General features: G+C 38.1%; 29 protein-coding genes, 1 tRNA gene and 1 pseudogene. 10 read left to right on the top strand and 21 right to left on the bottom strand.

Annotated elements, in window-relative coordinates; translation table 11 throughout:
* A partial coding sequence (locus HMPREF9007_RS00575) for an integrase core domain-containing protein (RefSeq protein ID WP_008763855.1) occupies window positions 1–222 on the top strand: 222 nt, incomplete at its 5' end.
* 846 nt (window positions 223–1,068) lie between these two features.
* Here the strand turns inward: HMPREF9007_RS00575 and HMPREF9007_RS00580 are convergent.
* From HMPREF9007_RS00580 to HMPREF9007_RS00625, 12 genes are all read right to left on the bottom strand, one after another.
* Window positions 1,069–1,428 (bottom strand): DUF6463 family protein, encoded by a 360-nt coding sequence (locus tag HMPREF9007_RS00580; protein WP_008763854.1) that lies wholly within the window; start codon window positions 1,426–1,428, stop codon window positions 1,069–1,071.
* 78 nt (window positions 1,429–1,506) lie between these two features.
* Window positions 1,507–2,310, bottom strand: coding sequence for an AraC family transcriptional regulator (locus HMPREF9007_RS00585; protein ID WP_008763853.1), 804 nt, complete (start codon window positions 2,308–2,310; stop codon window positions 1,507–1,509).
* 502 nt (window positions 2,311–2,812) lie between these two features.
* The gene (locus tag HMPREF9007_RS27970) at window positions 2,813–3,457 is read right to left on the bottom strand and encodes a hypothetical protein (protein WP_277754730.1); all 645 of its coding nucleotides are present in this window, start codon (window positions 3,455–3,457) and stop codon (window positions 2,813–2,815) included.
* Complete coding sequence (locus HMPREF9007_RS27965; RefSeq protein WP_277754729.1) at window positions 3,450–3,746, bottom strand: hypothetical protein; 297 nt, start codon at window positions 3,744–3,746, stop codon at window positions 3,450–3,452. The genes HMPREF9007_RS27970 and HMPREF9007_RS27965 overlap by 8 nt, the downstream gene beginning before the upstream one ends.
* Window positions 3,635–3,913, bottom strand: a complete 279-nt coding sequence (locus tag HMPREF9007_RS27960; protein ID WP_277754731.1) for a DUF4747 family protein — start codon at window positions 3,911–3,913, stop codon at window positions 3,635–3,637. Before HMPREF9007_RS27960 ends, HMPREF9007_RS27965 begins: the two co-directional genes overlap by 112 nt.
* Window positions 3,903–4,130, bottom strand: a complete 228-nt coding sequence (locus HMPREF9007_RS27955) for a DUF4747 family protein (protein ID WP_277754728.1) — start codon at window positions 4,128–4,130, stop codon at window positions 3,903–3,905. Before HMPREF9007_RS27955 ends, HMPREF9007_RS27960 begins: the two co-directional genes overlap by 11 nt.
* A 35-nt stretch (window positions 4,131–4,165) precedes the next feature.
* On the bottom strand, window positions 4,166–4,309 hold the full coding sequence (locus HMPREF9007_RS27330; RefSeq protein ID WP_005856617.1) for a hypothetical protein: 144 nt from the start codon (window positions 4,307–4,309) through the stop codon (window positions 4,166–4,168).
* 192 nt (window positions 4,310–4,501) lie between these two features.
* Complete coding sequence (locus tag HMPREF9007_RS00605) at window positions 4,502–5,434, bottom strand: DUF5712 family protein (RefSeq protein ID WP_008763850.1); 933 nt, start codon at window positions 5,432–5,434, stop codon at window positions 4,502–4,504.
* A gap of 4 nt (window positions 5,435–5,438) precedes the next feature.
* Window positions 5,439–6,023, bottom strand: coding sequence for a BfmA/BtgA family mobilization protein (locus HMPREF9007_RS00610; protein WP_008763849.1), 585 nt, complete (start codon window positions 6,021–6,023; stop codon window positions 5,439–5,441).
* A 284-nt stretch (window positions 6,024–6,307) separates the two neighbouring features.
* Window positions 6,308–6,640, bottom strand: coding sequence for a helix-turn-helix domain-containing protein (locus HMPREF9007_RS00615; protein ID WP_008763848.1), 333 nt, complete (start codon window positions 6,638–6,640; stop codon window positions 6,308–6,310).
* Window positions 6,641–6,801: 161 nt separating this feature from the next.
* A complete protein-coding gene (locus HMPREF9007_RS00620) occupies window positions 6,802–7,224 on the bottom strand; it encodes a hypothetical protein (RefSeq protein ID WP_008763847.1) in 423 nt (140 codons plus the stop codon).
* Window positions 7,199–7,426 (bottom strand): hypothetical protein, encoded by a 228-nt coding sequence (locus HMPREF9007_RS00625; protein WP_025835656.1) that lies wholly within the window; start codon window positions 7,424–7,426, stop codon window positions 7,199–7,201. Before HMPREF9007_RS00625 ends, HMPREF9007_RS00620 begins: the two co-directional genes overlap by 26 nt.
* 217 nt (window positions 7,427–7,643) lie before the next feature.
* Here HMPREF9007_RS00625 and HMPREF9007_RS27325 point away from each other — a divergent pair, with 217 nt between their 5' ends.
* A complete protein-coding gene (locus HMPREF9007_RS27325; protein ID WP_165000549.1) occupies window positions 7,644–7,943 on the top strand; it encodes a hypothetical protein in 300 nt (99 codons plus the stop codon).
* 301 nt (window positions 7,944–8,244) lie between these two features.
* Here HMPREF9007_RS27325 and HMPREF9007_RS00635 read toward each other — a convergent pair whose 3' ends face one another.
* The 3 genes from HMPREF9007_RS00635 to HMPREF9007_RS00645 all read right to left on the bottom strand — a co-directional run bounded on the left by HMPREF9007_RS00635 (window position 8,245) and on the right by HMPREF9007_RS00645 (window position 10,466).
* A complete protein-coding gene (locus HMPREF9007_RS00635) occupies window positions 8,245–8,907 on the bottom strand; it encodes an ABC transporter permease (RefSeq protein ID WP_008763844.1) in 663 nt (220 codons plus the stop codon).
* Entirely contained in the window at window positions 8,904–9,752 is an 849-nt protein-coding gene (locus HMPREF9007_RS00640) for an ABC transporter ATP-binding protein (RefSeq protein ID WP_008763843.1), read from the bottom strand. Before HMPREF9007_RS00640 ends, HMPREF9007_RS00635 begins: the two co-directional genes overlap by 4 nt.
* Window positions 9,753–9,875: 123 nt before the next feature.
* Entirely contained in the window at window positions 9,876–10,466 is a 591-nt protein-coding gene (locus tag HMPREF9007_RS00645; protein ID WP_008763842.1) for a TetR/AcrR family transcriptional regulator, read from the bottom strand.
* A 287-nt stretch (window positions 10,467–10,753) separates the two neighbouring features.
* On the opposite strand from HMPREF9007_RS00645, the gene HMPREF9007_RS00650 reads away from it, so the two are divergent.
* The 3 genes from HMPREF9007_RS00650 to HMPREF9007_RS00660 are packed head-to-tail and all read left to right on the top strand — an operon-like array spanning window position 10,754 to window position 11,695.
* On the top strand, window positions 10,754–11,068 hold the full coding sequence (locus tag HMPREF9007_RS00650) for a helix-turn-helix domain-containing protein (RefSeq protein WP_032850825.1): 315 nt from the start codon (window positions 10,754–10,756) through the stop codon (window positions 11,066–11,068).
* Window positions 11,055–11,348, top strand: a complete 294-nt coding sequence (locus HMPREF9007_RS00655; protein WP_032850824.1) for a DUF3876 domain-containing protein — start codon at window positions 11,055–11,057, stop codon at window positions 11,346–11,348. Before HMPREF9007_RS00650 ends, HMPREF9007_RS00655 begins: the two co-directional genes overlap by 14 nt.
* A 53-nt stretch (window positions 11,349–11,401) precedes the next feature.
* A complete protein-coding gene (locus tag HMPREF9007_RS00660; protein WP_004293696.1) occupies window positions 11,402–11,695 on the top strand; it encodes a helix-turn-helix domain-containing protein in 294 nt (97 codons plus the stop codon).
* Between the two features lie 281 nt (window positions 11,696–11,976).
* On the opposite strand, the pseudogene HMPREF9007_RS00665 reads toward HMPREF9007_RS00660, so the two are convergent.
* From HMPREF9007_RS00665 to HMPREF9007_RS00680, 4 genes and pseudogenes are all read right to left on the bottom strand, one after another.
* Window positions 11,977–13,196, bottom strand: a pseudogene (locus HMPREF9007_RS00665) (site-specific integrase).
* 242 nt (window positions 13,197–13,438) lie between these two features.
* Window positions 13,439–13,511 (bottom strand) — tRNA-Lys (locus HMPREF9007_RS00670).
* A 94-nt stretch (window positions 13,512–13,605) separates the two neighbouring features.
* A complete protein-coding gene (locus HMPREF9007_RS00675; protein ID WP_008763838.1) occupies window positions 13,606–14,739 on the bottom strand; it encodes an AI-2E family transporter in 1,134 nt (377 codons plus the stop codon).
* 18 nt (window positions 14,740–14,757) lie between these two features.
* Window positions 14,758–15,357 (bottom strand): thymidine kinase, encoded by a 600-nt coding sequence (locus tag HMPREF9007_RS00680; RefSeq protein WP_008763837.1) that lies wholly within the window; start codon window positions 15,355–15,357, stop codon window positions 14,758–14,760.
* A gap of 141 nt (window positions 15,358–15,498) precedes the next feature.
* On the opposite strand from HMPREF9007_RS00680, the gene HMPREF9007_RS00685 reads away from it, so the two are divergent.
* The 5 genes from HMPREF9007_RS00685 (at window position 15,499) to HMPREF9007_RS00705 (ending at window position 19,304) form a co-directional block, all read left to right on the top strand.
* Window positions 15,499–16,218 (top strand): hypothetical protein, encoded by a 720-nt coding sequence (locus HMPREF9007_RS00685; RefSeq protein ID WP_225651451.1) that lies wholly within the window; start codon window positions 15,499–15,501, stop codon window positions 16,216–16,218.
* 6 nt (window positions 16,219–16,224) lie between these two features.
* A complete protein-coding gene (gene rsmI, locus HMPREF9007_RS00690; protein ID WP_008763835.1) occupies window positions 16,225–16,899 on the top strand; it encodes a 16S rRNA (cytidine(1402)-2'-O)-methyltransferase in 675 nt (224 codons plus the stop codon).
* 34 nt (window positions 16,900–16,933) lie between these two features.
* Entirely contained in the window at window positions 16,934–17,788 is an 855-nt protein-coding gene (locus HMPREF9007_RS00695) for a hypothetical protein (protein ID WP_008763834.1), read from the top strand.
* 102 nt (window positions 17,789–17,890) lie between these two features.
* Window positions 17,891–18,583 (top strand): YjjG family noncanonical pyrimidine nucleotidase, encoded by a 693-nt coding sequence (locus HMPREF9007_RS00700; protein ID WP_008763833.1) that lies wholly within the window; start codon window positions 17,891–17,893, stop codon window positions 18,581–18,583.
* Window positions 18,584–18,644: 61 nt separating this feature from the next.
* A complete protein-coding gene (locus HMPREF9007_RS00705) occupies window positions 18,645–19,304 on the top strand; it encodes a MarC family protein (protein ID WP_008763832.1) in 660 nt (219 codons plus the stop codon).
* A gap of 128 nt (window positions 19,305–19,432) precedes the next feature.
* On the opposite strand, the gene HMPREF9007_RS00710 is transcribed toward HMPREF9007_RS00705, so the two are convergent.
* Window positions 19,433–20,842, bottom strand: a complete 1,410-nt coding sequence (locus HMPREF9007_RS00710) for a RagB/SusD family nutrient uptake outer membrane protein (RefSeq protein WP_008763831.1) — start codon at window positions 20,840–20,842, stop codon at window positions 19,433–19,435.
* Window positions 20,843–20,861: 19 nt separating this feature from the next.
* Window positions 20,862–23,759, bottom strand: coding sequence for a TonB-dependent receptor (locus HMPREF9007_RS00715; RefSeq protein WP_256185515.1), 2,898 nt, complete (start codon window positions 23,757–23,759; stop codon window positions 20,862–20,864).
* Window positions 23,760–23,921 lie beyond the last annotated feature (162 nt).

The following is a 23,921-nucleotide window of genomic DNA, read 5'->3' as shown; positions in this document are numbered from 1 at the left end:
ATGACGCAGTGTGGTGATCCTTTACATAATGCATTGGCTGAAAGAATGAACAACACCATTAAAAACGGTTGGCTATTCGACTGTGATGATGAGAGCTTCGAGCAAGTAAGCAAGCGCATTGAAGATGCTGTATATGTATATAATCATGTGCGGCCTCATCAAGGGATAAACATGAGGACACCTATGGAAGTGGTCAGCGAAACGGTAGGATTAACAGCATAATACCCGCTCGTCGGGATGGGTGGTCCCGCCCTTGCCGCTAGGACGATCCCCGACCGAAGAGTTTTTGGTTGTTGGCAACATTACATTTTCCTGAAGAAGGCTTGCGTAAATAAAGGAAGATGCATAAATTTGCAAGCACCAACAAAAGACAACTAACATAGGAATAAGAATAACAAAAGTAAACCTATTTAGATATTAAAGTATATTGAGTAAACTAATTCAGTTATAACAAACGAAGTTGTCAACTAAAACCAGTACACATCACAAGCAACTTTTACCTCGTCGTTTCCTCTATTGGAAATGCGCGTTTCCTGCCTTGGAACTGTCGTTCCCTTATAAGGAAACGACAGTTCCCCAAGCAGGAAACTGGTACTTAACTTATATGATTGGAGTGACTTGACCACAGCAAATGTTTCAATTAACCTGTTCTTTCAGGAAGCAATAAATCATTTATAGGTCAATAAAAGCTGAGTTATCAACTATTAAGACCTGAGTTGTTAGCTATTAACACCTGATTTATCAATTATTAATGACTGATATATCAATTATTAATAGTTGATATATTTGATATAATATATTGTAAATCAAAGTATTATATCAAGGGAGATGCGTAATGCACTGATACGGAGTGAGAGCAAGAGGTTGCTCTCACTCTGCCACCACACTTACTACCACACCGGAAACATCGATGAATAAAGGGATGCAAGTGAATTGTTAGAGCATGAGAGTAAAACTGCTATCAATTTACTGTGAGGGTGCTGCCTAGGTGTCATATAGATAAATATAAGAATTCTATATGTTTGGTGATATGTGACTAGTTTTTCAAATTCAAAGGATATTACAACCTTATTTTTTATTTGGATAAATAATAATAATTGCCTGTGGCAGGAAGAGCCAGAAACCGGAGACTGGTTCAATAATGCAACCGATTACAGTAAGTAGTAAAATAGAGTAACCTAAAAATACGGGTGCCGGTTTTTGTTCTTTTTTGATATAATATTGGAGTGTTTGCCCCAAAAGGATAAGTATTACTCCACAAATCAAGAACCAAAAGGCGAATCCTTGACTATAATTCTCTCCAATAGAATTTACCAATCCATTTCTGAGCATTTCCGAAAAAGCATCTTTTCCGATAAATAGTGCATAAATCGTATGAATGATTCCTGTCGCTGTTAAAAATGTCCCACTATATTTCCAAAGTTTCATGTTTTTATTATTTATACTTGGTTAATGCTGCAAATATAAAGGATAGTAAGACATGGGTATTGGATGAATTCGACTTTTTTATTTTGTATAAATGATAGTAGTCTCATTATCGGGTGGCAATGATAAAAAGAAATTTGGAGTACTACCGGATAACTTTTTCATTTCTCTTGATAAATGAGAGGCATCATAATATCCGGCTTTTACTGCTACTGATAAAAGGTTGTCGAATGATTCGTTCCTCAATATTTTAATCGCATTCTTGAATTTTACTATACTATTATATTTTTGAGGAGTGAAACCTGTATGTAACTTGAATTTTCGTTCAAAATGTCGCTGGCAAAGATTAACTTCGTTCATTAAATGGCTTATGGATATCTTGCCTTCATGCGCATTAATTTGATTCACAGCATATGCGATTTGTGTATCCATTGTATGGCTGCTTTTATATAGGTGCTCTTTCAGATAGCGTTCTATTAAATTAATCTTGCACTGAATACCCTGTTCTTCGAATAACCTTTCAGCAAAAGAATCGCTAAAAATAGTGTTTAAGTCATTCACACTTAACCTTATATTTGTCAATTCGCTTAGAGAAATTTTCATAAAACGGGATAGTCCGCATGGACGAAAGCGAACTCCAAATGTATTGATAGTACCTGATGATGTTATTAATGTCGAACAGACGTTCATGGGACCAATAAAATAAGAATGATAAGGCTGCATTATAATACCATGATTAACAGTGCTTTCTAATATAAACATAAAGTCCGTACATCCATCTGTAGATAGTTTTATTTGCATATCTTGTTCTGTTTGGCCTTTGAATTCCCAATATCTATCAACGTAGGGAGCAAGTATATGGCATGGTAAGTATTCTTTGTACATATTTAGAAAGGGTATCTGTTGAAAAACGATCTGGTAGTACAAATATAAGCAATCGTATAGGATTCCTATTGTACGATTTCGACATTTGTATTTGTTTTAGATTCTTTATAATAGGAAATTTAATTTCTTATTGTGCTGCTTTCGGACAGATATTGAGTATACCTCTTTATTCTTTTTACCATCATCCTTGGTTTAAAATATTGTACATCTTGCGTTATGAAAAAGAGCAACTCAAAAAATAACTTTGAATTGCTCTCTTATTTTAGTGATCCGCCTGGGATTCTCCTAAGAGAGTTACCACGCTGATATTTAAAACTTTATATTTTTCGCTTCAAGCATATCCCATGATTTATCCCACTAATTTGCTACGTGCTTTTGCAGTAGTTTGCTCATGGAGAATACTAACAGCAAAGATAATAAATTTCTGATACTTTGCAAAAGTTGTAAGGCAAACTTTAAGGCTTTATATATTACAAATAATAAACATGATAAAGTTTTATTTTTAATCATGTGTTTTCTTTGTAAAAAGGCAATCTATTATTTTCTCAAAAAAACTTTTCTTCTTTACAGTGATGTTTTTTTTATTTTCACTCTCTTGATACTTTCTTTTCGCAAGAGTATTTGCAAATTGACCTAAGTTGAAAATATTAATAACGATGTCTAATAATGAGCAAATAGAATAATAGAGAGAAAAAAGCAATAAGAAAAGGACTAAGTAATTAAAACAATCAAATCCTTTGCTAAATAGGAATGGTACTTGTGCCTTTTGAATGAACTGACAAAAAGCCCCACATAAAAAAGTGCTAATAATAGCACCCATCACTATGGCAAATGTTGAATTTACAACTTGAAATAGTGAATATTTTTTCTCATTTCTGTCTTTCGCCAAATAACTTATTATTTCGGAACTACTAAATCCAATAATAAGAGCATATCCTGTTAGCACAAAGCCTATAATACTAGGAAAAGCACTTGTGATTAAAGTGCTTACTATTTCTATGTGTTCAAAAGGTGACTTTTTTGAAAATAGAAGTGGAATTAGTGTTAAGGCTGTTAATATTATAGGCTTAATACACCCTTTGCATAAATTGCAGAAAGGGTATATTTCCCATACTATTTTCCAGCCTGTACTTTTTTTCTTATTCATGTCTTTTTGATAATGATAATATACGACTCTTTATTTTATCTAACAGAGAATCTTCATTTTCATATCTAACCTCATCAATTAAAGGATGCTCTTTCGTATTAATAACATCTCGTTTTCCATCAAAATATGCAGTAGCTTTAGCATACCCGTTTTCCCTACTAAGTTTCAACATGCCACCTAAAAAAGTTTTTTCTTTAATTTTATAGGTTTCTTTTTGGTTCCTGATACTTTTGTTGAAACGATAGATACTTCGCTTTCTTTCATTTGCTCGTCTATGATGGCTTCCCATTCATCATTATTATCATTGTTCGTATATGATACTTTGATTTCTAAATTGGTTAATTGTACTGCATTAAAGATCTTTTCAATAGCATCCTCTGTTGCTACAATATTAACTTTTACATTCTCACCTTTGTTCTTATCTGTAACTTTATTTAATGCTTCTTCAAAAAAAATAGGCTATTTGGGATGAAGATGTATTGGCGTCTTCAAATATTGCTAAACGATGTGCTTGTGGCAAGAAGAAATATTCCCATTCTTTTGAGTTGGGATTTAGGTTAGGATTGATATTTACATCTTCAATTTCTTCTGTTTCCTCATTAAACCACCCTTCTTCATTTAGTTTTGTATAGTTAATTAATGAACCATAGATTAATCCATCATGCTCATACAAAGTTCTTATCCTTGTATTTTTATCTGAATATGTGTTTATACGGATTTTTTTTCTTTTACTGCTTTAAATAACTCAGTGTATCTTTCTGGAGATTGACACTCTTCTGGGTAGATAGCAATATTGTACAATCTGATTTTCTTTGATTGTTCTTTTTGATTTTTGTGAGTATATTTATCCATCTGAATTAAATTTATTGGTTGTTCCGCAAATATAATAAAAAAGTGTAAAAAAATCAAGAGGTTAAGCATAAACAGTTAAGACTATGTTGATCACTTCGTTTTTCTGATAGTATGGAAGTTCGTATTATGTAGTAAAAAGAAAATTTATTGATTTAATTAAGTATATAAGCTATAATTTTATCATTTTACTTATTAAAGTACAGAATTATAACTGACGTCCTTTCTTTTTTTCTTTTTGCGTCTCTGTGCTTGTAATTCCTCTGCTTGTGTAGCATTATAACTATTGCCATCACCCAACGAAAAGATAGATAACAAAGAATCACCGCCATTGTTATTTTGTTGATTGTGAGAATGCTTGTTTTCCATCTTGCTATCAAGATTGCAAGAAATATTGTTTTCTTTCTCACTGGATTGGAATTTATCTTTTTTCTTTTCGCCAATAAAGGTTTGTACCTGTAATTCAAGTTGCTCGGAGATAGAATTGTTCTTCATTGTGTTATGGTAGTCAAATGATTCAGAATGTTGGCGGTCATAACTAAAGAGTTTATCAAAGCCCTGCTCTGCTTGTTTGAACAGATTTACACGATCGAAACCTCCTTTAATTATTCCGCTTTGGGTATTCTTGTGATTGGTAAGCGGTGATAACTTCTTTTTGTTGGTTTGGTCTTTACGGCTCACTATCAAATGACAGTGCATATTTAATTCGTTGTCGGAACGGTTGCGGTCGAAATGGATTTTGCCATAAAATTTTATATCAGAAGCGGATAGTTTTTTATTGAAATTCTTTGCATATTCAGGTATAAACACTTCTCGGATATAGCGCTTCATTGCTTTGGCTTGTTCCTGTTCTGTATTACCCATTACTCGGAGTTCCTTTTCCGATGGGCTGACATGAATAGCATAAAACTTAGCATCTGTCTTTAGGAGTTGCCCGATATTGCTATCTATATCTTTTATAACGGTTGATTTGTAGATGTTATCATCTTCCAGATTGAAAAAGCCTTCGGTATAAATACCTTTCTCCATTCTTTCTAAATCTTCATGTTCGAGGTAGTTAGTAAGCTGTCGACTACTACCAGCATTATTATATGTACCGTTAGATGGCGGGGCAAAGTCTATGTGCATAACTCTATGTATTTATCAGATTGCTGATTTCCGCTTTCAAGTTCTCTTTCCTTTTACTATCCATCACACCACAAGCAGATAGTTCCGAATAGAGTTGTATCAAGTGAAGCAACTTTTTATAATCTCGTTGGTGTATTTGATAAAGTGCGTTAATCTGTTTGGATTGGTTGTTTATAACATCGGCATGATTACAGAACTGTTCACTTAGCTTTTTGAGTACGGCTGTTTGTCTCTCTTGACTGGCTTCTAGTTGAGAGAGAATAAGAATTTCCAAAGTTTTGCCAATAGCATCGAAGCGTAAAGCGATAGAATTTGTTGCCCGTATCATGGGATTCAGTTGTTCTTCTTCATAGTGACGGATGAAGCGGATAATATCATCCTGTCTCTTATTTATTTTCGCCAGTTCCGATTTTACGGATTCAGGTGCTTCGGATGGGTTGATATGTGCCTTATCAATATATCCGAACGCCAACTTTACAACTTCACTCTTTTTCAGTGAATAGCGTTTGCATATCTTCTCTACCAAAGCTGCCGTTTCCTTGTCTATGGAAATGGTAGTGAATATCGTTTTTCGATTGCTGTTTGACATGGTAATTACTTTTTTATAGAAATATGAATAGATAAATACCTGAAAATAAGCATTAAAAAGAAAATGCTTATTACAGGTGTCATTACAGCGTGTTCTTGTAACACGCTAAAGCCGAAGGCTTTGCCTCGCAGAGCAAGAGGGAAGAACAGGACTTGTCCAGTTCCCTCTTGCTCGATTTAGTGAAACGGGCTGAACCGATAGGTGAAGCGGTTTCTGCTAAATCGGGGTGGTAACACAAAGTGATAGCTTAAACACAAGCTTCTCTCCTCTGCTGCATTTTGCTGTCAGGGTTTGTTTTTTAATTGATTGGCTTTTTCAAACTGTTTATAAGTTTGATAATCGGCTCGTTCACGTACAAAAGCTCTAATATCGCTAGCCCGATAGTAGGTTTTATGCCCAATAGTAAAGTAAGGGAGCTTACCTTTTAGTCGATAGCGTTGTAAAGTTCTGAAAGACACTTTTAATAGAAATGCTAAATCCTGATTATCAAGTAATCGTTCATTTTCTTCTAATACCTGATCGGTATTGATAAGGGATTTTAAGTCTTGTCCTATCTCAGTGAGTTTCTTAGATAGCTTCTCCATCCATTTCTCGAAGTTTTCGTTGTCTATATACATTTTGCTTCATTTTTTAGTTTAACATTATTGTTCTCAATCGATTGATGAAGCAAAATTCAGTAAAACAATGTAGCAGAAAAAGAGGAGTAGTTACCTACTCCCTGAAAAGAGAATTTCAAATCTCTGGAAATTAATAGTTTACACAAGTATCTTTTTGATCTTTATCGGTTCTTACGTTTTCGATCCTCTTTGATGATAGCATTTCGTAAGGCATCCAATGTTTTGGTAAGGTTGTACGACTTGCGGGTAAATACTTCACCTACCTTATCGTAAATACTTCCGAATTTTAGATTGAAAAGCTGCTCAAAGCCACGAGCTAAACGAACTTCTGGGACAGGTTTTCCATCTTCGCCAACGATTTGCCCCTGTAAAAACAGAGCTAATACGATTTCTGCAATGCCAATAATCCCCAAGTCTTTTGACTTAGGGATTACATATAGGTCGGACTTGAACGCTGTAGGAATAGATAACTTAAATTGTTCTGGATGGTTAATTTTCAAGTTGATTAATTGTAACTCGGCATCAATTGTCGATAACGCTTTATGGACATAGAGAATTTTAAGCGCATTTTTCCCCCTGCCCACATTGATATAACTCTTTTAAGGGTGCTATCTCAATACGGGTGAGATTTAGCATCCGAAAGATATAGGAATAATCTTCTGAATTGCTAATTGTGACTATGTGCTTGACAAATTCTCCATAAGCATCTTGCATCTCTGTGTTAGTAACTTCTTGTGAAGTTTTAGACAATAGCTCAAAAAACTTCATTTTCAATAACTCATTCATAAGCATAATTTTTAGATAGTGAATAATATTAATTCGTATAATCGTAAATCCAATATGCTTATTTAGGGGGCTATATTTTTATATATTCGGTATTAATAGTATCGATTTTAGAAGAAACTATATTTTTGTGCTGTATCTATTATATAATATGTAAATCAGTCCGCCAGAAAGAAAGATCGTTGGTAGAATAAACCAATAGTTATTACTTATTAGAAACTTGGCTATCCAAAAAGAAGGGAGAAATGAAAATATATATTGGGTACTATCTGTAATAACAAAAGGTATAATTAGCCCAACCATAACTAAAGCAGATACTTTTGCAAGTGCCATACCTTCCACTTTATTTCCCGCATATGCTAAAATAATCATAGCAGCCACAACGCTTAGTATTGTAGCCAATATTGATATTATAAATGTAGTCCATAATGACATACCTGATACAGAACAAAAAGAAAGCAGCACGAAAGAAACAATAGCTGCAAATAAAACAGGAATAAGCAATCTTGATATAAGATAACCCTTCTTCCCAAGTGGGGTGATTGTGATATACCTATTGATTTTCATATCTGTTTCATCTAATACCACTAAGACCGAAGCGAAGCAAATCATGTAAGGACACATAATTGCAAGGAATAAATCCAATATCGGATAATATAGATTGAAATCCTTTAGCATCGGATAATGCTGTACAATTAAGGGGAAAACAAACCTATATATTGCCGCTAATAGTAACGGGATACATATTATTGCAGATAACATACCATCTGAGAATATGTTTCTGACAAACATTTTGAAGGAAATAATATTCTGATTCATAATTATATCGTCATCATTTTTTTTACTGACAGACAAGAAAAAATATACATCGCAATGCACCAAATGCTTATTACCATTAGAGACATGACGCTGATATTTCCAGACATAAGTTCTATAAAACTTATACTTGGATGTAATAGCATAGCTCCCGATTTATAGCCCATTGTATAAACAGATATGGGAGCTACAGATATTATTAAAGTGGAAATCATAATCAGCATAAAATTATTCATGGTTGAAATAAAAGCGGAAAGTGATATTCCAACCAGTGTGAATAATGCTGAACCTAACATAATTCCAACTGTAAGATGTATGTAGGAATGTTCCATGCCTGAGAACAATGCAATCAGAACTCCACTTAGCAAAGAAATCAGCCCGATAGAAATTACCTTTGACAAAATGTATGCGTGTACCGATATGGGCGAAACTGCTAATGCCTGCATTACTTTTTCGCTTTTCTCGAATAATATGATTGCTCCCATAAACATTAATCCAATCAGTACGGGGTCTGAAAATATAAGGGTAGTTGTGCATAGTTCTTTCCACGGCATAGGAAGAATGCGCAATACTGCAATATACACCATTGTAAATAACGTATATAGGGCATAAAAACCATATTTGTATTGTTGCCGAATATCGCCAAGTATTAAACCTTTAAGCTTCATAGTAATTTCCTCCCTGTTATTTCTGAGAATATATTGTCTAATGTTGGCTCATTGCTATGTATTGATAATAAGGCATTAGCTTGAATCAGAGATTGTAGCTTTTTGTCTGTACTTATTTTGTCAAGTGCGATTGTAGTATTTAATTCTTTTTGATTCTCCAAATATGAATATGTTACTTCATTATAACGCCTTGACATGATAAGATTATGAGGAGTGTCCATAGCTTTAATGTTGCCATTAACAATAAATGCTACACGATCACAAAGTTCGGTTGCATCGTGCATATTGTGAGTAGTCAGAATGATTGTTACTCCTTTATTTTTAAGATCAAGAATAATGTTTTTCATCACTTGGGAGTTTGAAGGATCTAAACCAGATGTTGGCTCATCCAAAAATAACACTTTGGGCTGATGAATAATTGATCGGGCAAAGTTTAATCTGGATTTCATACCTTTAGAAAAACCTGCCACTTTCTTATTGGCATGTTGTGATAGTCCAACCATTTCTAATAATTGTTCGACAGGAATCAGCTTACAGTCATATAAAGAACCAAAGAATTTTAAGTTCTCCAATGCGGTGAATTTCTCATAAAAACTAGGGAATTCAAAATCGACACCAATACTCTCATAGAACTGGTCAGACTTATTTCTAATTTCATTATTATTAATAGAAACACTCCCCTTATATTTAGGGAGCATACCTATTAATATCTTTTGAAGAGTGCTTTTTCCTGCTCCAGAAGGTCCTAAGAAGCCAAATATTTCTCCGCTTCTTACTTGAAAATTCATATTCTCAATAAATGGTAGTTGAGAATAACTAAACGATAAGTTTTTTACTGTAATCATAATTTTTAAATTTTATATCGTATGACTAAAATTGCTTATATGGTCATATTGTAAATTCAAAGTATCGCTATGTAACATATTTGCACATAGTCAGTTGATATTATATAATCTTGTTGTATTGGATTAGTCTTTAAATAGTTGCTGTACTATTCCCCTAACTATAAACTTGAAAACTTCATTGTAAATATCTGTTCCAATTGTTTTCTCGTTTAGAATAGTCAAGAATGCAGCTCTTAAAGCCCCTGCAAATACTTTTGTATCAATTGATTTACTTTCTGGAATAAATTTCAGTAGTTCGTTTGCTAGCATGACATCATCATCTACGTGTTTTGAAAGTACTTCTTGAGGGAGCTTTCTATTTAGATATTCCACATCACTATTAACGAAGATAGATACAAAGTATGGTTTGTTGTTGATTAGCAAGTCAGATATAATATTTGTCAATGTATCAACCGTAATATTATTGGTATGCTTATTTATGGCATTAAGAAATTCTTTTTCCAATTTCTTATGATAGTCTATTATTGTATCGAAAAAAAGAAGTTCTTTTGATGTATAGAATAGATAAAATGCTCCTTTAGAAATATTGGCATATTTAACAAGCTCATCTACAGAAGTTTTACGTACCCCTTGTTGCTGGATAAATAGCAAAGCTCCTTCTTTGAGTTTATCCTTTATAAGCTTTCTTTCGTTGTCATCAAATGCTTTTGCCATACTGTGTGACTATTTTGTTGTTATTGGTCACTGCAAACATAAGCGTTATTTTTGAATTGACAAAGAAATATCGGTTTATTTTTCTTTGTTTCTATATGATCTGCCTAAATCAATGAGTATTTGGTCTATAAATCATTGTATTATGTTGCCACGATAAGTACATATTAAGTCATTAAGAACTTTACTTCGCCACTTTCGGACAGTTTTGAAAACGGCTCATGATTCTTCTTTTATTTGCCGATGAAAATAAAATCGACACGTTTTATAAACCTTTTAAAATTGAAAGTATGGAAGTAGTAACTATTGAAAAGAAAACCTTTTCGTATGTCTGCGAGAGGTTCACGGAGTTTGCCAAACGGATAGAAAGTTTGTGCAGCACTCATACCCAGAAAGTCGAAAACTGGCTGGATAGTCAGGAAGTGTGCCTGTTGTTAGGCGTTAGTAAGCGAACTTTGCAGTATTACAGAAGTAGCGGAAGATTGGCTTATTCTCAAATTGGTAGTAAGATTTATTATAAGCCTTCCGATATTGAAAGAATTATTGCAGACAGTGAAACGCAAAATCAATCACCCAAACACCCCACGTCTTATGAAAAGAATTAAAAAAGATTATCTGTTTTTCAACCTGTTTTCCATTGTTGGCACATGGGAAAGCATTAATCTGAATCCTACGGTTATCATCTATCGGAATGATAAAGAGTACCTTCTTTCTATTATATATGTATCGGAAACTACCAAACAGGCTTCACCCGCTACTTATGAGATACAACAAGATGGTAGCCAGTATTTTATTGCCACTGCATCCAAACGGCTCTATGTAGATTATGATTCGGCAAAAGATGTACTTAGCATTTCATCGCTGGGTGACTATCTGCGTAACTAGCCAGCTATCTAGCCATCTTGAAATCAATATTTCAATAAAACAATCTTTCAATCATGGAACTAATAAATAAAGATACCCCGCAAGTTAAAGAGTTTATTTCTTCGCTTGATTCGATGCTGAACGGTATTGAATCTATAGTCAAGCATTATAAACCCCACCTGAACGGGGAGCGTTTTCTTTCTAACAATGAAGTTTCCAAGAAACTGAATGTCAGTTTGCGAACCCTGCAAGAATGGCGAGATACAGGGCTAATCCCCTTTATCCAGATAAAAGGTAAAATCATCTACCGTCAGAGTGATATTGATAAACTGCTTCAAAAGCACTACTTTGAAAGTTGGAAAGAGTAACCTGCCAAGCCCAAAACATTGTTTTTCGGAATTTAATTTGAATCATTGATTTTTCCAGTGAAGTATTTAGTCTGTGCAAGTCTTTGGATAAAAATACGCTCGGAATGAAATGGAGAGGAAGATTTTTATTCAAACCGAAGGCTCGGACTTGAACAGACTGAATACGGAACTTACCTTTGTCAATACTTCATATTAAGTTTTGAAAAACTTACCTTAAAAAAGGATTGAGAAAATGAAATTCATTCTTCCCAATCCTTTTTCTATATTGGCTACTACCTTTATTATATAGCTAATTCCGACAGACAGCTATTTACTTTTTGCATATCCTTGAAAATATTCTGATCCAATACTCGTGCATAATGTTTTGTTACGTTTGTATCTGCGTGTCCCAACATCTTTGCTACATTCTCCATACTCACGCCATTTGCAAGGCAAATGCTTGTGGCATAGCTATGACGGGCGGTATGTGTGCTAAGATTTTTATGAATTCCGCACACATCGGCAATCTCCTTCAAATAACTGTTCATGCGTTGATTACACAATACAGGTAAAAGTTTTCCGGTACACTCTGCCACATCCTTATATTTATCAAGTATGGAAGCTGCCACAGGTAACACAGGAATGTTACACATGATTTTGGTCTTTTGGCGGTTCTTCCTTATCCAAAGTTCCCCTTTGTTGTCTTTTACCAAGTGTTCAGGTGATAAATCTTTCACATCGCTGAACGCCAAGCCAGTAAAAATGCAAAAGACAAAAACGTCACGTACCTGTTCTACTCGTTTAATTGTGAACTCTTTAGCGAGAATGATTTTAATCTCGTCCATTGTCAGAAATTCAGGATCGGTTTCTTCCAGTTTGAAGCGGTAATAAGCAAACGGATCTTTCTTTATCCAGTCGTTTTCTAAAGCAATGCGGATAATCTTCTTCAAATTCTTCAATCGGGTGATAGCAGAGTTCTGCGCACAACCTTTTTCAATCTTCAAAAAAGCATCGAACTTAGAAATAAAATTAGCTTCCAAGTTGTTTAGAGCAATATCCGATAGCTGATATTCTTTCTTAATGAATTCCTCCAAATATCGGGTAGTGGTTTCATACCGTTGAACGGTTTTACTAACAAAGTCTTTGCCGATCAGCTTACGACTTTGTTCGTTGTGTTCTCTGAATACTTGCAAAAGGGTTTTGCTTTCTTCATCCACACCATAATACAGTTTTCTCACAAGATCAACGGTGATAACCTTGTCGGAAGTTTCCAGTTCCCTATAAATTTGGTGTATGCGTGAGCGTGTGATTTCTAAGTAGTGGTTCAGTTCCACCGACATACGGTCTTTTCCTTTTGAATTCTCTTTTGCTTGATTCCATAGGTTTACGGGACAACTTCTTTTGATAGAAATATCTACCATACAGCCGTTTACAGTGATTCTCATGCACACAGGTGCTTCTCCGTTCTTTAATAACTTGGCTTTTTGATAAAGAACAAAACAGAAAATGATTTTCGAGCCATTTTTACATCGTTTTTTAAGTTACAAAACTATGTATTCTCTTCCAAAGTAAGTCTATGCAAAATGCTATGAATCAGTGAGAAAGATGCAAATTTGTGGGACTTTTTAGAACTAAATTTTAGTCCCACGATTTATCCACCGATAATATGCTTGAAACGGCTATTTTCTGCTATCTGCTGGAAAAAAGAAATCCCTGATAATGTCTGATTATCAGGGATTTGCTTGATTCTTCTTGTTGTTTCAGTGATCCGCCTGGGGCTCGAACCCAGGACCCCAACATTAAAAGTGTTGTGCTCTACCTGCTGAGCTAGCGAATCAATCCTTATTTGCGAATCAGTTATTTCCTGATTGCGGGTGCAAAGGTAGTTACTTTTATTTAATTTGCAAGTGTTTCGTAGAAAAAAGTTCCAATTATTTTTCCTCTTTATCGCTTGTTTCTTGATTATCAGTAGTTTCTACTTCATCATATTTTATTCTTTCTTTGTTGATAATAAAGCGTTGATAGTAGGAAAGCATCAAAGTGGTCAGAGGCAAGGCAATGATCATACCCAGCATTCCCATTAATGAACCCCAGATAGAAAGGGATAAAAGGATGATGGCGGGATTCAGTCCCGTAATCTTTCCCATGATTTTGGGGACGAGGAAAGTATCCTGTATAATTTGGACGATAGCGAAGACTGCCAGTGCGCATGCTATAATAATCCAGAAATTCTCTCCCGTATCGGCAGCTTTAAGGATCGCCAATAGGACCGTAGGGAGGAAACCGATGATTTGCAGGTAAGGAACCATATTAAGCGCTCCAATGAAAAGCCCTAGAGCGATAGCCATCGGAAAATCGATAATAAGGAAGCCTATACTGAACAGAATCCCCACACAAAAGGCAACCAGTGCCTGACCACGGAAATACCGATTCATGCCGTCCTGTACATCATGTACGAGGTTGGATGCGAAGGTACGATACTTGTTGGGCAGCAGATGCAGCCATCCTTCGGCTATGACTTCATAATCCAGCAATATAAAGATTACATATAATAATATGATAAAGGAGGCGAGAATGCTGAACAGGATATTGAGCGACTCCGCAAGCAGGGCCCACACTCTGGGCACCGTATCTTTGATGGCTGCAAGAATATTCTCTTCGCTTAATATACGGTTGAGCGCCTGAAGATCAATATTCTCATGAATGAATTCGGAAAGATTCTTGGGTACATTATTCCCGGCTCCATTGGTGAGGTAGGTTACCAGTAAGTCATTCATCCTGCCTATTTCCGAAACCATGGGAGGCACCAACAAATAGAATAAGGATATTCCGACAAGAGTAATCAGAAACAAGGCGCAGAAGATAGAAACAATACGGCTCTTTAACCGTAGCTTATACTGGAAAAACTTGACTAACGGATAAACCATGTAGGCGATCAACCAAGCTATAAAGAAAGGTAATAACACTCCGCTGAGCCGTTCCACAAGCATTAGTATCCCTACCACCAGTACACATCCGATGGAACCACGTATAAAACTGTCGAATGTTATCTTCTTTCTTTCCATATATGTTTTAAATAGAGTTTATATCTTCTGTCCGTCCTCTCCCCGTGCACGGAGGTAGCATTCCCTGCAAAGCGGCTCGTATTCGGCTGTCTCTCCTAGAAGTACCTGCTTGTCATTCTTGACGGTACGATGAGAGAAAGATGCCAAATCACCGCACTTCACGCAGATAGCATGAACCTTGGAGACCTCGTCGGCAATGGCACATAACTGAGGCATTGGTCCGAAGGGATTCCCTTTGAAGTCCATATCCAGTCCGGCGATGATGACACGGATACCGTTATTGGCAAGCTGTCTGCATACGTCAATCAGTCCGTCATCAAAGAACTGTGCTTCGTCGATGCCTACTACATCTATTTCAGAAGTGAACAGCAGGATACTTGCCGATGAATCGATAGGGGTGGATGCGATGGAATGACTGTCGTGTGATACCACGTCTTCTTCCGAATAACGGGTGTCGATGGCCGGTTTGAATATCTCTACACGCTGGCGTGCGAACTTGGCTCTCTTCATTCTGCGAATCAATTCTTCCGTCTTTCCGGAGAACATTGAACCGCAGATTACCTCTATTCTACCTCTTCTTCTGGTCTCTTGTATGTGGTCTTCTGAAAATAATACCATGTGATTTTCGTGCTTTCTTGATTAAATAAATGAATGGACAAAGGTAAACAATTCGATGTACAAGAACTGTTAAATTATCCATTATTTTAAGTTATTGCATAAATTATTCCTACATTCGCACCATAATAACAATGGATGGAAATGAAACAGAAGCTATTAACAGATATTGAGCTGGATGTTCATGAGCTGAAGCTACTCATGAATACGTTTTCTAAAGAGCCGACTCAGACTTTGTCTGAACTGTTGAAGCGGAGCATCCTACGTATGCAGGAGCGTTTGGAACAGTTGTCGGAAGAGATAAGTGCTGTGCCGGTGGAAGCCTCGTCTTCTCCTGTAGCGGAAGCGGAAATAGAAGCCCCCATTGTTGAAGAACAAGCCCCTGTAATAGAGGAAATCGAATATCCGGTGATAGAAGAACCGGTTGTGGAAGAGAATGAAGCGACAGCATCGGGAGAAGATGAACCTGTGATAGTACAGGAAATGCAGACTGCTGTGGAAGAAACTGTAATGGAGGAACCTGTTGTCGAAGACGAAATGGAAGAGAAAGAAGCGGAAGATGAGTCGGAAGACGACGAATCGCTTCTGATAGAGGAGCCGAAAGCTGCCGTATTGGGCGAAAGCATAAAGATGGCTGCCGGATTACGTCATTCCATCAGCCTGAATGATTCTTTCCGTTTCTCACGTGAGATATTCGGCGGGGACCCCGAACTGATGAATTGTGTTATCGAGCAGATATCAGTCATGAGTTCTTATAAGACTGCCGTGGCATTTCTTGCCTCGAAAGTCAGCGTAAACGAAGAGAATGAGGCGATGGCCGACTTTCTGGAGTTGCTAAAAAAGTATTTTAATCAATCAGCATAAAAGTTTATGGGAAAGTTATATGTAGTACCTACGCCGGTAGGAAATCTGGAGGACATGACCTTTCGGGCAATCAAGGTGCTGAAAGAGGTCGATCTGATTTTGGCAGAGGATACACGTACTTCCGGTATTTTGCTGAAACACTTTGAAATAAAGAATGCAATGCAATCTCACCACAAATTTAATGAACATAAAACGGTGGAAAGTGTTGTTAATAGAATAAAGGCAGGTGAAACCGTGGCATTGATTTCGGATGCCGGAACACCCGGGATTTCTGATCCGGGATTTTTGGTAGTCCGCGAATGTGTGCGCAACGGTATCGAAGTGCAATGTTTGCCGGGAGCGACAGCTTTTGTTCCGGCATTGGTAGCATCGGGACTGCCGAATGAAAAGTTCTGTTTCGAAGGGTTCCTCCCTCAGAAGAAAGGACGACAGACACGACTGAAGGCATTGGCAGAAGAACATCGTACTATGGTGTTTTATGAATCGCCTCACCGCTTGTTGAAAACGTTGACACAGTTTGCCGAATATTTCGGCACTGAACGTCAGGCAACCGTGTCTCGCGAAATATCCAAACTCCACGAAGAAACTGTTCGGGGAAGTTTGGCGGAATTGATAGAACACTTTACCGCTACCGAGCCCCGGGGCGAGATTGTGATAGTATTAGCAGGAATAGACGATTAAAATAACTTCATTTAAAAACGTAAAACGTAAACGTATGAAAAAGTTAGCAGTTTTATTTATGTGCGCAGCCATGTTGGCTTCGTGTGACTTTAAAGGTGGAAGCAAAGACCTTAAGGCTGAAAATGACTCTCTTTTAATGGAATTGACACAGCGTAACGCTGAATTGGATGATATGATGGGAACTTTCAATGAAGTGCAGGAAGGATTCCGTAAGATCAATGCTGCCGAAAGCCGTGTGGACTTGCAGCGTGGTACTATTACCGAAAATTCAGCCAGTGCCAAGCAACAGATTGCTTCTGACATTGAATTCATCTCCAAGCAAATGGAAGAAAACAAAGCTCAGATTGCAAAACTGGAAGCTCAGCTGAAAAACAGCAAGTACAACTCTACTCAGATGAAGAAAGCTGTAGAAGCTCTGACTGCTGAATTGAAAGCTAAACAACAACGTATCGAAGAACTTCAGACTGAACTGGCATCTAAGAACATTCGTATCCAGGAACTGGATGCAGCTGTCAGCGACCTGTCTGCTGCCAAAGAATCTTTGGCTGCCGAAAACGAAGCGAAAGCTAAAACCGTTGCCGAACAGGATAAGAGTCTGAATGCCGCATGGTTCGTATTCGGAACAAAATCAGAGTTGAAAGCCCAGAAGATTCTTCAGAGCGGTGACGTGCTGAAGAGCGCTGATTTCAACAAGGATTATTTTACTCAGATCGATATCCGTACAACAAAAGAAATCAAGTTGTACTCCAAACGTGCTGAGTTGTTGACTACTCATCCGACAGGTTCTTATGAACTGGTGAAAGATGACAAAGGTCAGCTGACTTTGAAAATTACTAATCCTGCCGAATTCTGGAGCGTATCCAGATACTTGGTTATTCAGGTAAAATAAGGTAGACATACCTGGTTAGAATTGCCAATGTGCTGATTCCTGAATTCAAGAAATTAGCACATTGGCTTTTTTATTTCTCATATTATATATATCACGGAGCCAATGAAATATAAAAATCTCTTTTTTGACCTGGATGACACCATCTGGGCTTTCTCACGAAATGCACGCGACACCTTTGAAGAAGTATATCAGAAATATTCATTTGACCGCTATTTTGACTCGTTCGATCATTATTACACACTGTATCAACGACGCAATACCGAACTCTGGCTTGAATATGGAGAGGGAAAGGTGACGAAGGAGGAACTGAACCGCCAGCGTTTCTTTTATCCCTTACAGGCAGTAGGAGTGGAGGATGAGGCTTTGGCTGAGCGTTTCTCGGAAGATTTCTTTGCCATTATTCCTATCAAAAGCGGTCTGATGCCCCATGCCAAAGAAGTGTTGGAGTATCTTGCGCCGCAATATAATCTGTATATCCTTTCCAATGGTTTCCGGGAGCTGCAGTCGCGTAAGATGCGTTCGGCAGGAGTAGATCGTTATTTTAAGAAGATCATTCTTTCGGAGGACCTTGGCGTATTAAAGCCTTGGCCCGAAATCTTTCATTTTGCTTTATCTGCCACCCAGTCTGAGTTACGCGAATCGTTAATGATCGGTGACAGTTGGGAAGCCGATATTACCGGAGCGCATGGGGTAGGGATGCATCAGGCTTTCTATGATGTGACGGAACGAACCGCTTTTCCTTTTCAGCCTACCTATCATATCCATTCACTGAAAGAATTAATGAATTTATTGTAGGTTTTATGGATTAAGTCGTATTTTTGCTGCATCTAATAAATGTATAAAATACGATAACATCATGGATAGTACGCTTCTGCCATTTGCCTTACTTTGTTTTACTTCGTTCTTTACGCTGACCAATCCTTTGGGGACAATGCCGGTCTTTCTGACCATGACACACGGAATGACAGATAAGGAGCGGCAGACTATTGTGCGCCGTGCCACCATCGTGTCGTTTATAACGTTGATGGTGTTTGTCTTTGCCGGGCAGTTCCTTTTCAAATTCTTCGGTATCTCTACCAATGGTTTCCGTATTGCCGGTGGAGTAATTATCTTTAAGATTGGTTTTGATATGCTTCAGGCACGGTATACTCCGATGAAACTTAAAGACGAAGAGATTAAAACCTATGCCGATGACATCTCCATTACTCCTCTTGGAATTCCGATGTTGTGTGGTCCCGGGGCTATCGCTAACGCCATCGTTTTGATGCAGGACTCTCATACTTACGCCATGAAAGGTATATTGATCGGAACAATCGCTTTGATTTATCTGTTGACGTTCTTCATTCTCCGTGCTTCCACCCGACTGGTGAAAGTACTGGGAGAGACCGGAAATAATGTGATGATGCGTTTGATGGGATTGATTCTGATGGTGATTGCAGTGGAATGCTTTGTGAGTGGAGCGAAGCCGATATTGGCGGATATTGTGAGAGAAGGGCTGAGCGGTATCTGCAAGTAGAAGTCTGTATTGTGGGGAGGAACGGATAAGATTACACTCATGTGTAAATTCGGAAATGGAAAATAAAAAGCGAGCCCGTTTAACTGCTTAAAGTTAAACGGGCTCGTTATTAAAATAGTTTCAGTGTATTAGTAGCCTTCGTTTTGTTTCAGCTTACCGTTAGATACATTGATCTCGGAAACCGGAATAGGCATTACGGTACGATAGTCGTCATAGTTGATCGGACCGGCCGGAACCTGGGCATTCGTTACTGCCTTTTTGTTTCTCCATGTATCCCAGGCGTTATGACCTTCACCATAAAGTTCCAGTCTGCGTTCTGTCAGAATATCATCGATAGTAACAGAAGCAACGTCTTCATAGTCGGCTATTCTTTGCTTACGCAAGTCATTGATATAGCTGGCAGGATCAGCACCACCTGCTTTTAATGCAGCTTCTGCGGCGATCAGATATACTTCGGACAGGCGGATTACTTTCGGATTATTTACATATATTTCTCCGTCGCGTCCCGGATACTTCTGGATATACCAGCCTTCGTTATCTCCACCGTCGCTTTCTTCAGCAATCAGAGTGCTGCGAACATCTTCCGGACGTTCTTGAAGGAAATTTTTGAATCCCTCGGTGATACCGGCTTCAGCATAACCTTCGGCATGTGTGTAGAATCCGAGAGAGTTACGTTGTGCATTGTAGAGTGAGGTAATCAGGAACTCGAAAATGCTTTCACTGCTTCCAACTTTGGTCCATACTGTTTCGTATTCATCTTTGGTGTATAGCTTGTATGGAGATTTTTCGATTACATATTTGGCGTCCTCAAGTGCTTTACTGTTCTCATTCATGTAGAGATATGCACGGGCTCTCAGTGCACGGGCTCCCCAATAGTCGATATGACCGGCAGTTACTACCTTGCTGGTTTCTGGGAGATTATCCAATGCAGTCTTCAAGTCATCCAGAATGGTTTCGTAAGTTTTCGCAATAGTAGCTCTTTCTGCTGTATATCCGGATTCGAAAACTTCTGTAGACAATACGATACCTGGATCGCTGGCCTGTGCATTACAAGGAAGTTTAGCGAACAAGCGGGCCAAGTCAAAGTGGAAAAGTGCCCGCAAAGCATACAATTCGCCTACCTGAACATCAACTTCAGCTCCTTCCAGACCGGATTTCTTAACTCCCTCCAAAACTTTGTTTATTCTTGCCAGAGAAAGATAAAAGCGTTTGTAGAAATAGTATGAATCAGAACTGTTCTTAGTAGCCTGGTAGGCATATACATCAACTGTTTGCTTATTGCTACCGATGGCTTTGAAGTCGCTGCCTCTTTGGTCGGCGTACAAGAAGAAATCACCTGCGTAGCTGCCACGTGGATTAGTTCCCGCGTCTATAGAAGAAGTCTGAGACTCATAAACACCGTTAACTGCAAACTGTAAATCTTCAAGAGTCTTAATAGCACCTTCTGAAGGCCATTCACTGGAAGGCACTTTGTCGAAAGTATCGCATGAGGATACTGCCAACGTCAGTAATAGAATGGGTAAATATATTTTTTTCATTATTCAGTCTGTTTATAGATTATAATTTGATATTAATGCCGAATACACAGCTTCTCAATGCCGGTGTATCTGCCTGACGATAACCATTGATCGCTACATCCGGGTCAATGTTTTTAGTCTTCGACCACAACATAGCCAGATTGTTTGCTCTGAAGTAGATGCGGAAGTTGGAAATGTGCTTCTTCAATACCGGCAGAGTATATCCTACTGTCATTTCTCTCAGACGAATATTGTCAGTCGATTTGATTGTGCGGCTTGAGAATCTGTCCCAACGATAAGGGTTAGCGTAGATAGGCATCGGGTTGTCTACTTTATCACCCGGATTTTTCCAGTAGTTTCCGGCTACATCTTCTGACAGGTTCATGGAACCGATTCTTACGCCATCATGATGAGAAAAATATCCCGGATAATCGAACATGTCACCACCAAACTGATAAGTGATCAGGAATGACAGGTCAAAGTCTTTGTATGTGAAAGTGTTGCTGAATCCACCGATAACATCAGGCAATGCTTTTCCTACAATTCCCTTACCTGCTTCGGAGTAGTCATTTACCACTCCCTTTGAGTGATCTTCAGGATCTAACCAGAATTCTCCCAAACCTGTTTCAGGATTTACACCTTTCCATTCGGGCAGATAGAATGTATACATTGACTCTCCCTCACGGTGCAGATACATTTCTCCGTCTCCATACTGGATATCTTTTCCTTCAGGAAGTTTGTCTACCAATGCACGTTGGTAAGTCAGGTTGAAGTTTGAAGTCCATGTAAAGTTCTTGTTGCTGATATTTTTAGAATTGAGTTCCAATTCGAAACCGTCGTTCTTCAATGCACCCAGATTTTCCCAACGGGAGTCAAAGCCGGTGATTAATGAAGTAGGTACTTCGAACAGCAAATCCGTAGTCTTCTTATTGTAATATTCCAGAGACAGATTTACGCGGTCGTACATATTCCATTCAATTCCCATATTGAAGTTCTTGGATTTTTCCCAGCTTAATTTGTCGTTTGCCATTCTTGACCAGTAAATAGCAGGAGCACTTCCGTATCCGGAACCTGTATACAGGTCCATGTAACCATAGTAATCTGAGGGCAAGTTACCGTTTGTACCATAAGATGCTTTGATCTTGAAGTCGGTAAATAACGGCATATCTTGCATAAATCCTTCTTTACTCATTCTCCATGCACCGGATACAGACCAGAAACTAGCCCAACGATTGTCTTCACTCAAACGTGACGAACCATCACGACGGAAACTGGCAGAAAGATAATACTTGTTATCATAGTTATAATTGCCACTTGCGAAATATGACATCATGCCGGCTCCCAAGGTTGAACTTGCAGCTTGGTCCGGTTGTCCGTTGGCCAATTCGGGATAGTGGCTTGAATAACGTTTGGCAACAGTTACAATCTGCAGCAGGTCTCTGTTTTCAACTTCGAAACCGGCCATCAAGTTCAGATTGTGCATATCTTTAAAAGTATCCGTGTAGTTTAATGTAGAAGAGCTGGTAGCTACGCGGCTTTCGAAGGTATAACGAGAACCCATTCCGCTGACGGAACCACCGTTAACACTGTTGCGATCCCAATATTCAAAGTGCTTGTTGTCTACATAGTCATAACCAAAGATAGAGTTAAGTGATAACTTATCACAGAATTTGATTGTTACATCTGCATTGGTCATGCTACGGAACATTTTGGTCTGAATCCACTCCAGAGCTGTATCGCTGTCTTTACCACCTAGCATCAGATGCGGGTTGGTAACTTTACCCCATGCTGCATTTTTATTATATGAACCATCTTCATTCTTTACCGGAGCAGTCGGGTCCATTGCGAATAAAATACCTATCGGAGAAGAAGTACCCATTCCTTGAGCCTGGTCTCCCTGATCGCGGAAACCATCTTGCGATGTAGCGGCTATCATTTGCTTGAGAGCTACGTTCAGCCAGTTATTTACTTTGTGATTAACGTTCAGACGACCGGAGATACGTTCGAAGTCACTACCAAGAACGATACCCTCGCTCTTATTGTAGCCAACTCCGGCATAGAACTGAGTCTTTGACGAACCGCCGTTGATAGATACCTGGTGATCTTGAGTGAAAGCAGTACGATAGATTTCTTTCTTCCAGTTCGTATTTACTTTACCGGATGGGTCATGGATAAAGTCAGCAACAGTAGCCGGTGAGTCGAGCAGAGGAATGAACATATCACCTCCGTTATCGATGTTGTTCAATGCTGCTTGTTTGCTATCTGTTATTCCGTAAGTAACCAGACAGTTGGCTAATGATTCTCGAGTGTAGTCAATCAAGTCGGCTGATCCCATCATATTGAAAGCATTTACAGCCATCTTGTTCCAGCCTACTTCACCTGAATAGCTGACATTCGTTTTTCCTTCTTTACCTTTCTTTGTGGTAATGATGATAACACCGTTTGCGGCACGTGAACCGTACAATGAAGCAGCAGCGGCATCTTTCAGAACAGTCATGCTCTCAATGTCTTCAGGATTCAGTGTACTCAATACGCTTTGAGTCTTACCGTAGTAGTTCATGTCGTCATCAGCCTTTGTTACGACACCGTCAATAACATACAACGGGCTTTTAGAAGCACTGATAGAACCGACACCGCGAATGTTGATTTCGGCCATAGATCCTGGGTCACCAGTTGCTGAGGCTGTGCGCACACCTGCCATTTTACCGGACAATGCCTTGTCAAAAGATTCTTTGGAACCGGAAACGATTTTATCTGCCTTAATGACAGCAGCTGATCCTGTGAATGAAGACTTCTTCGCAGTACCATAAGCCACAACAATAACCTCATCAAGATTTTGTGCATCTGATTTCAGTGTAACTTTCACCATTGGCTTGATTGCCACTTCTTGTGTTTGCATACCAATATACGAAATCTGCAAAGTCTTTGCAGAACTAATTCTTTATATAAAGTGTTGATTATTATAATAATGAGAAATATAAACCTAATCGTCATATATGTTATTGTATCCATATATAAACGTGATAATCAATTATTTATCAGCATTATAACTACCCTTTTCTTTAACGAATGATACCCTGTTTCTATCCATTTCAATCAT

This window comes from Bacteroides sp. 1_1_14 (assembly GCF_000162515.1).
In the GTDB taxonomy this organism is placed as follows: Bacteria; Bacteroidota; Bacteroidia; order Bacteroidales; family Bacteroidaceae; genus Bacteroides; species Bacteroides thetaiotaomicron.
Note: the sequence above shows the minus strand (reverse complement) of the source record. Positions and strands in the feature narration are given on the sequence as shown.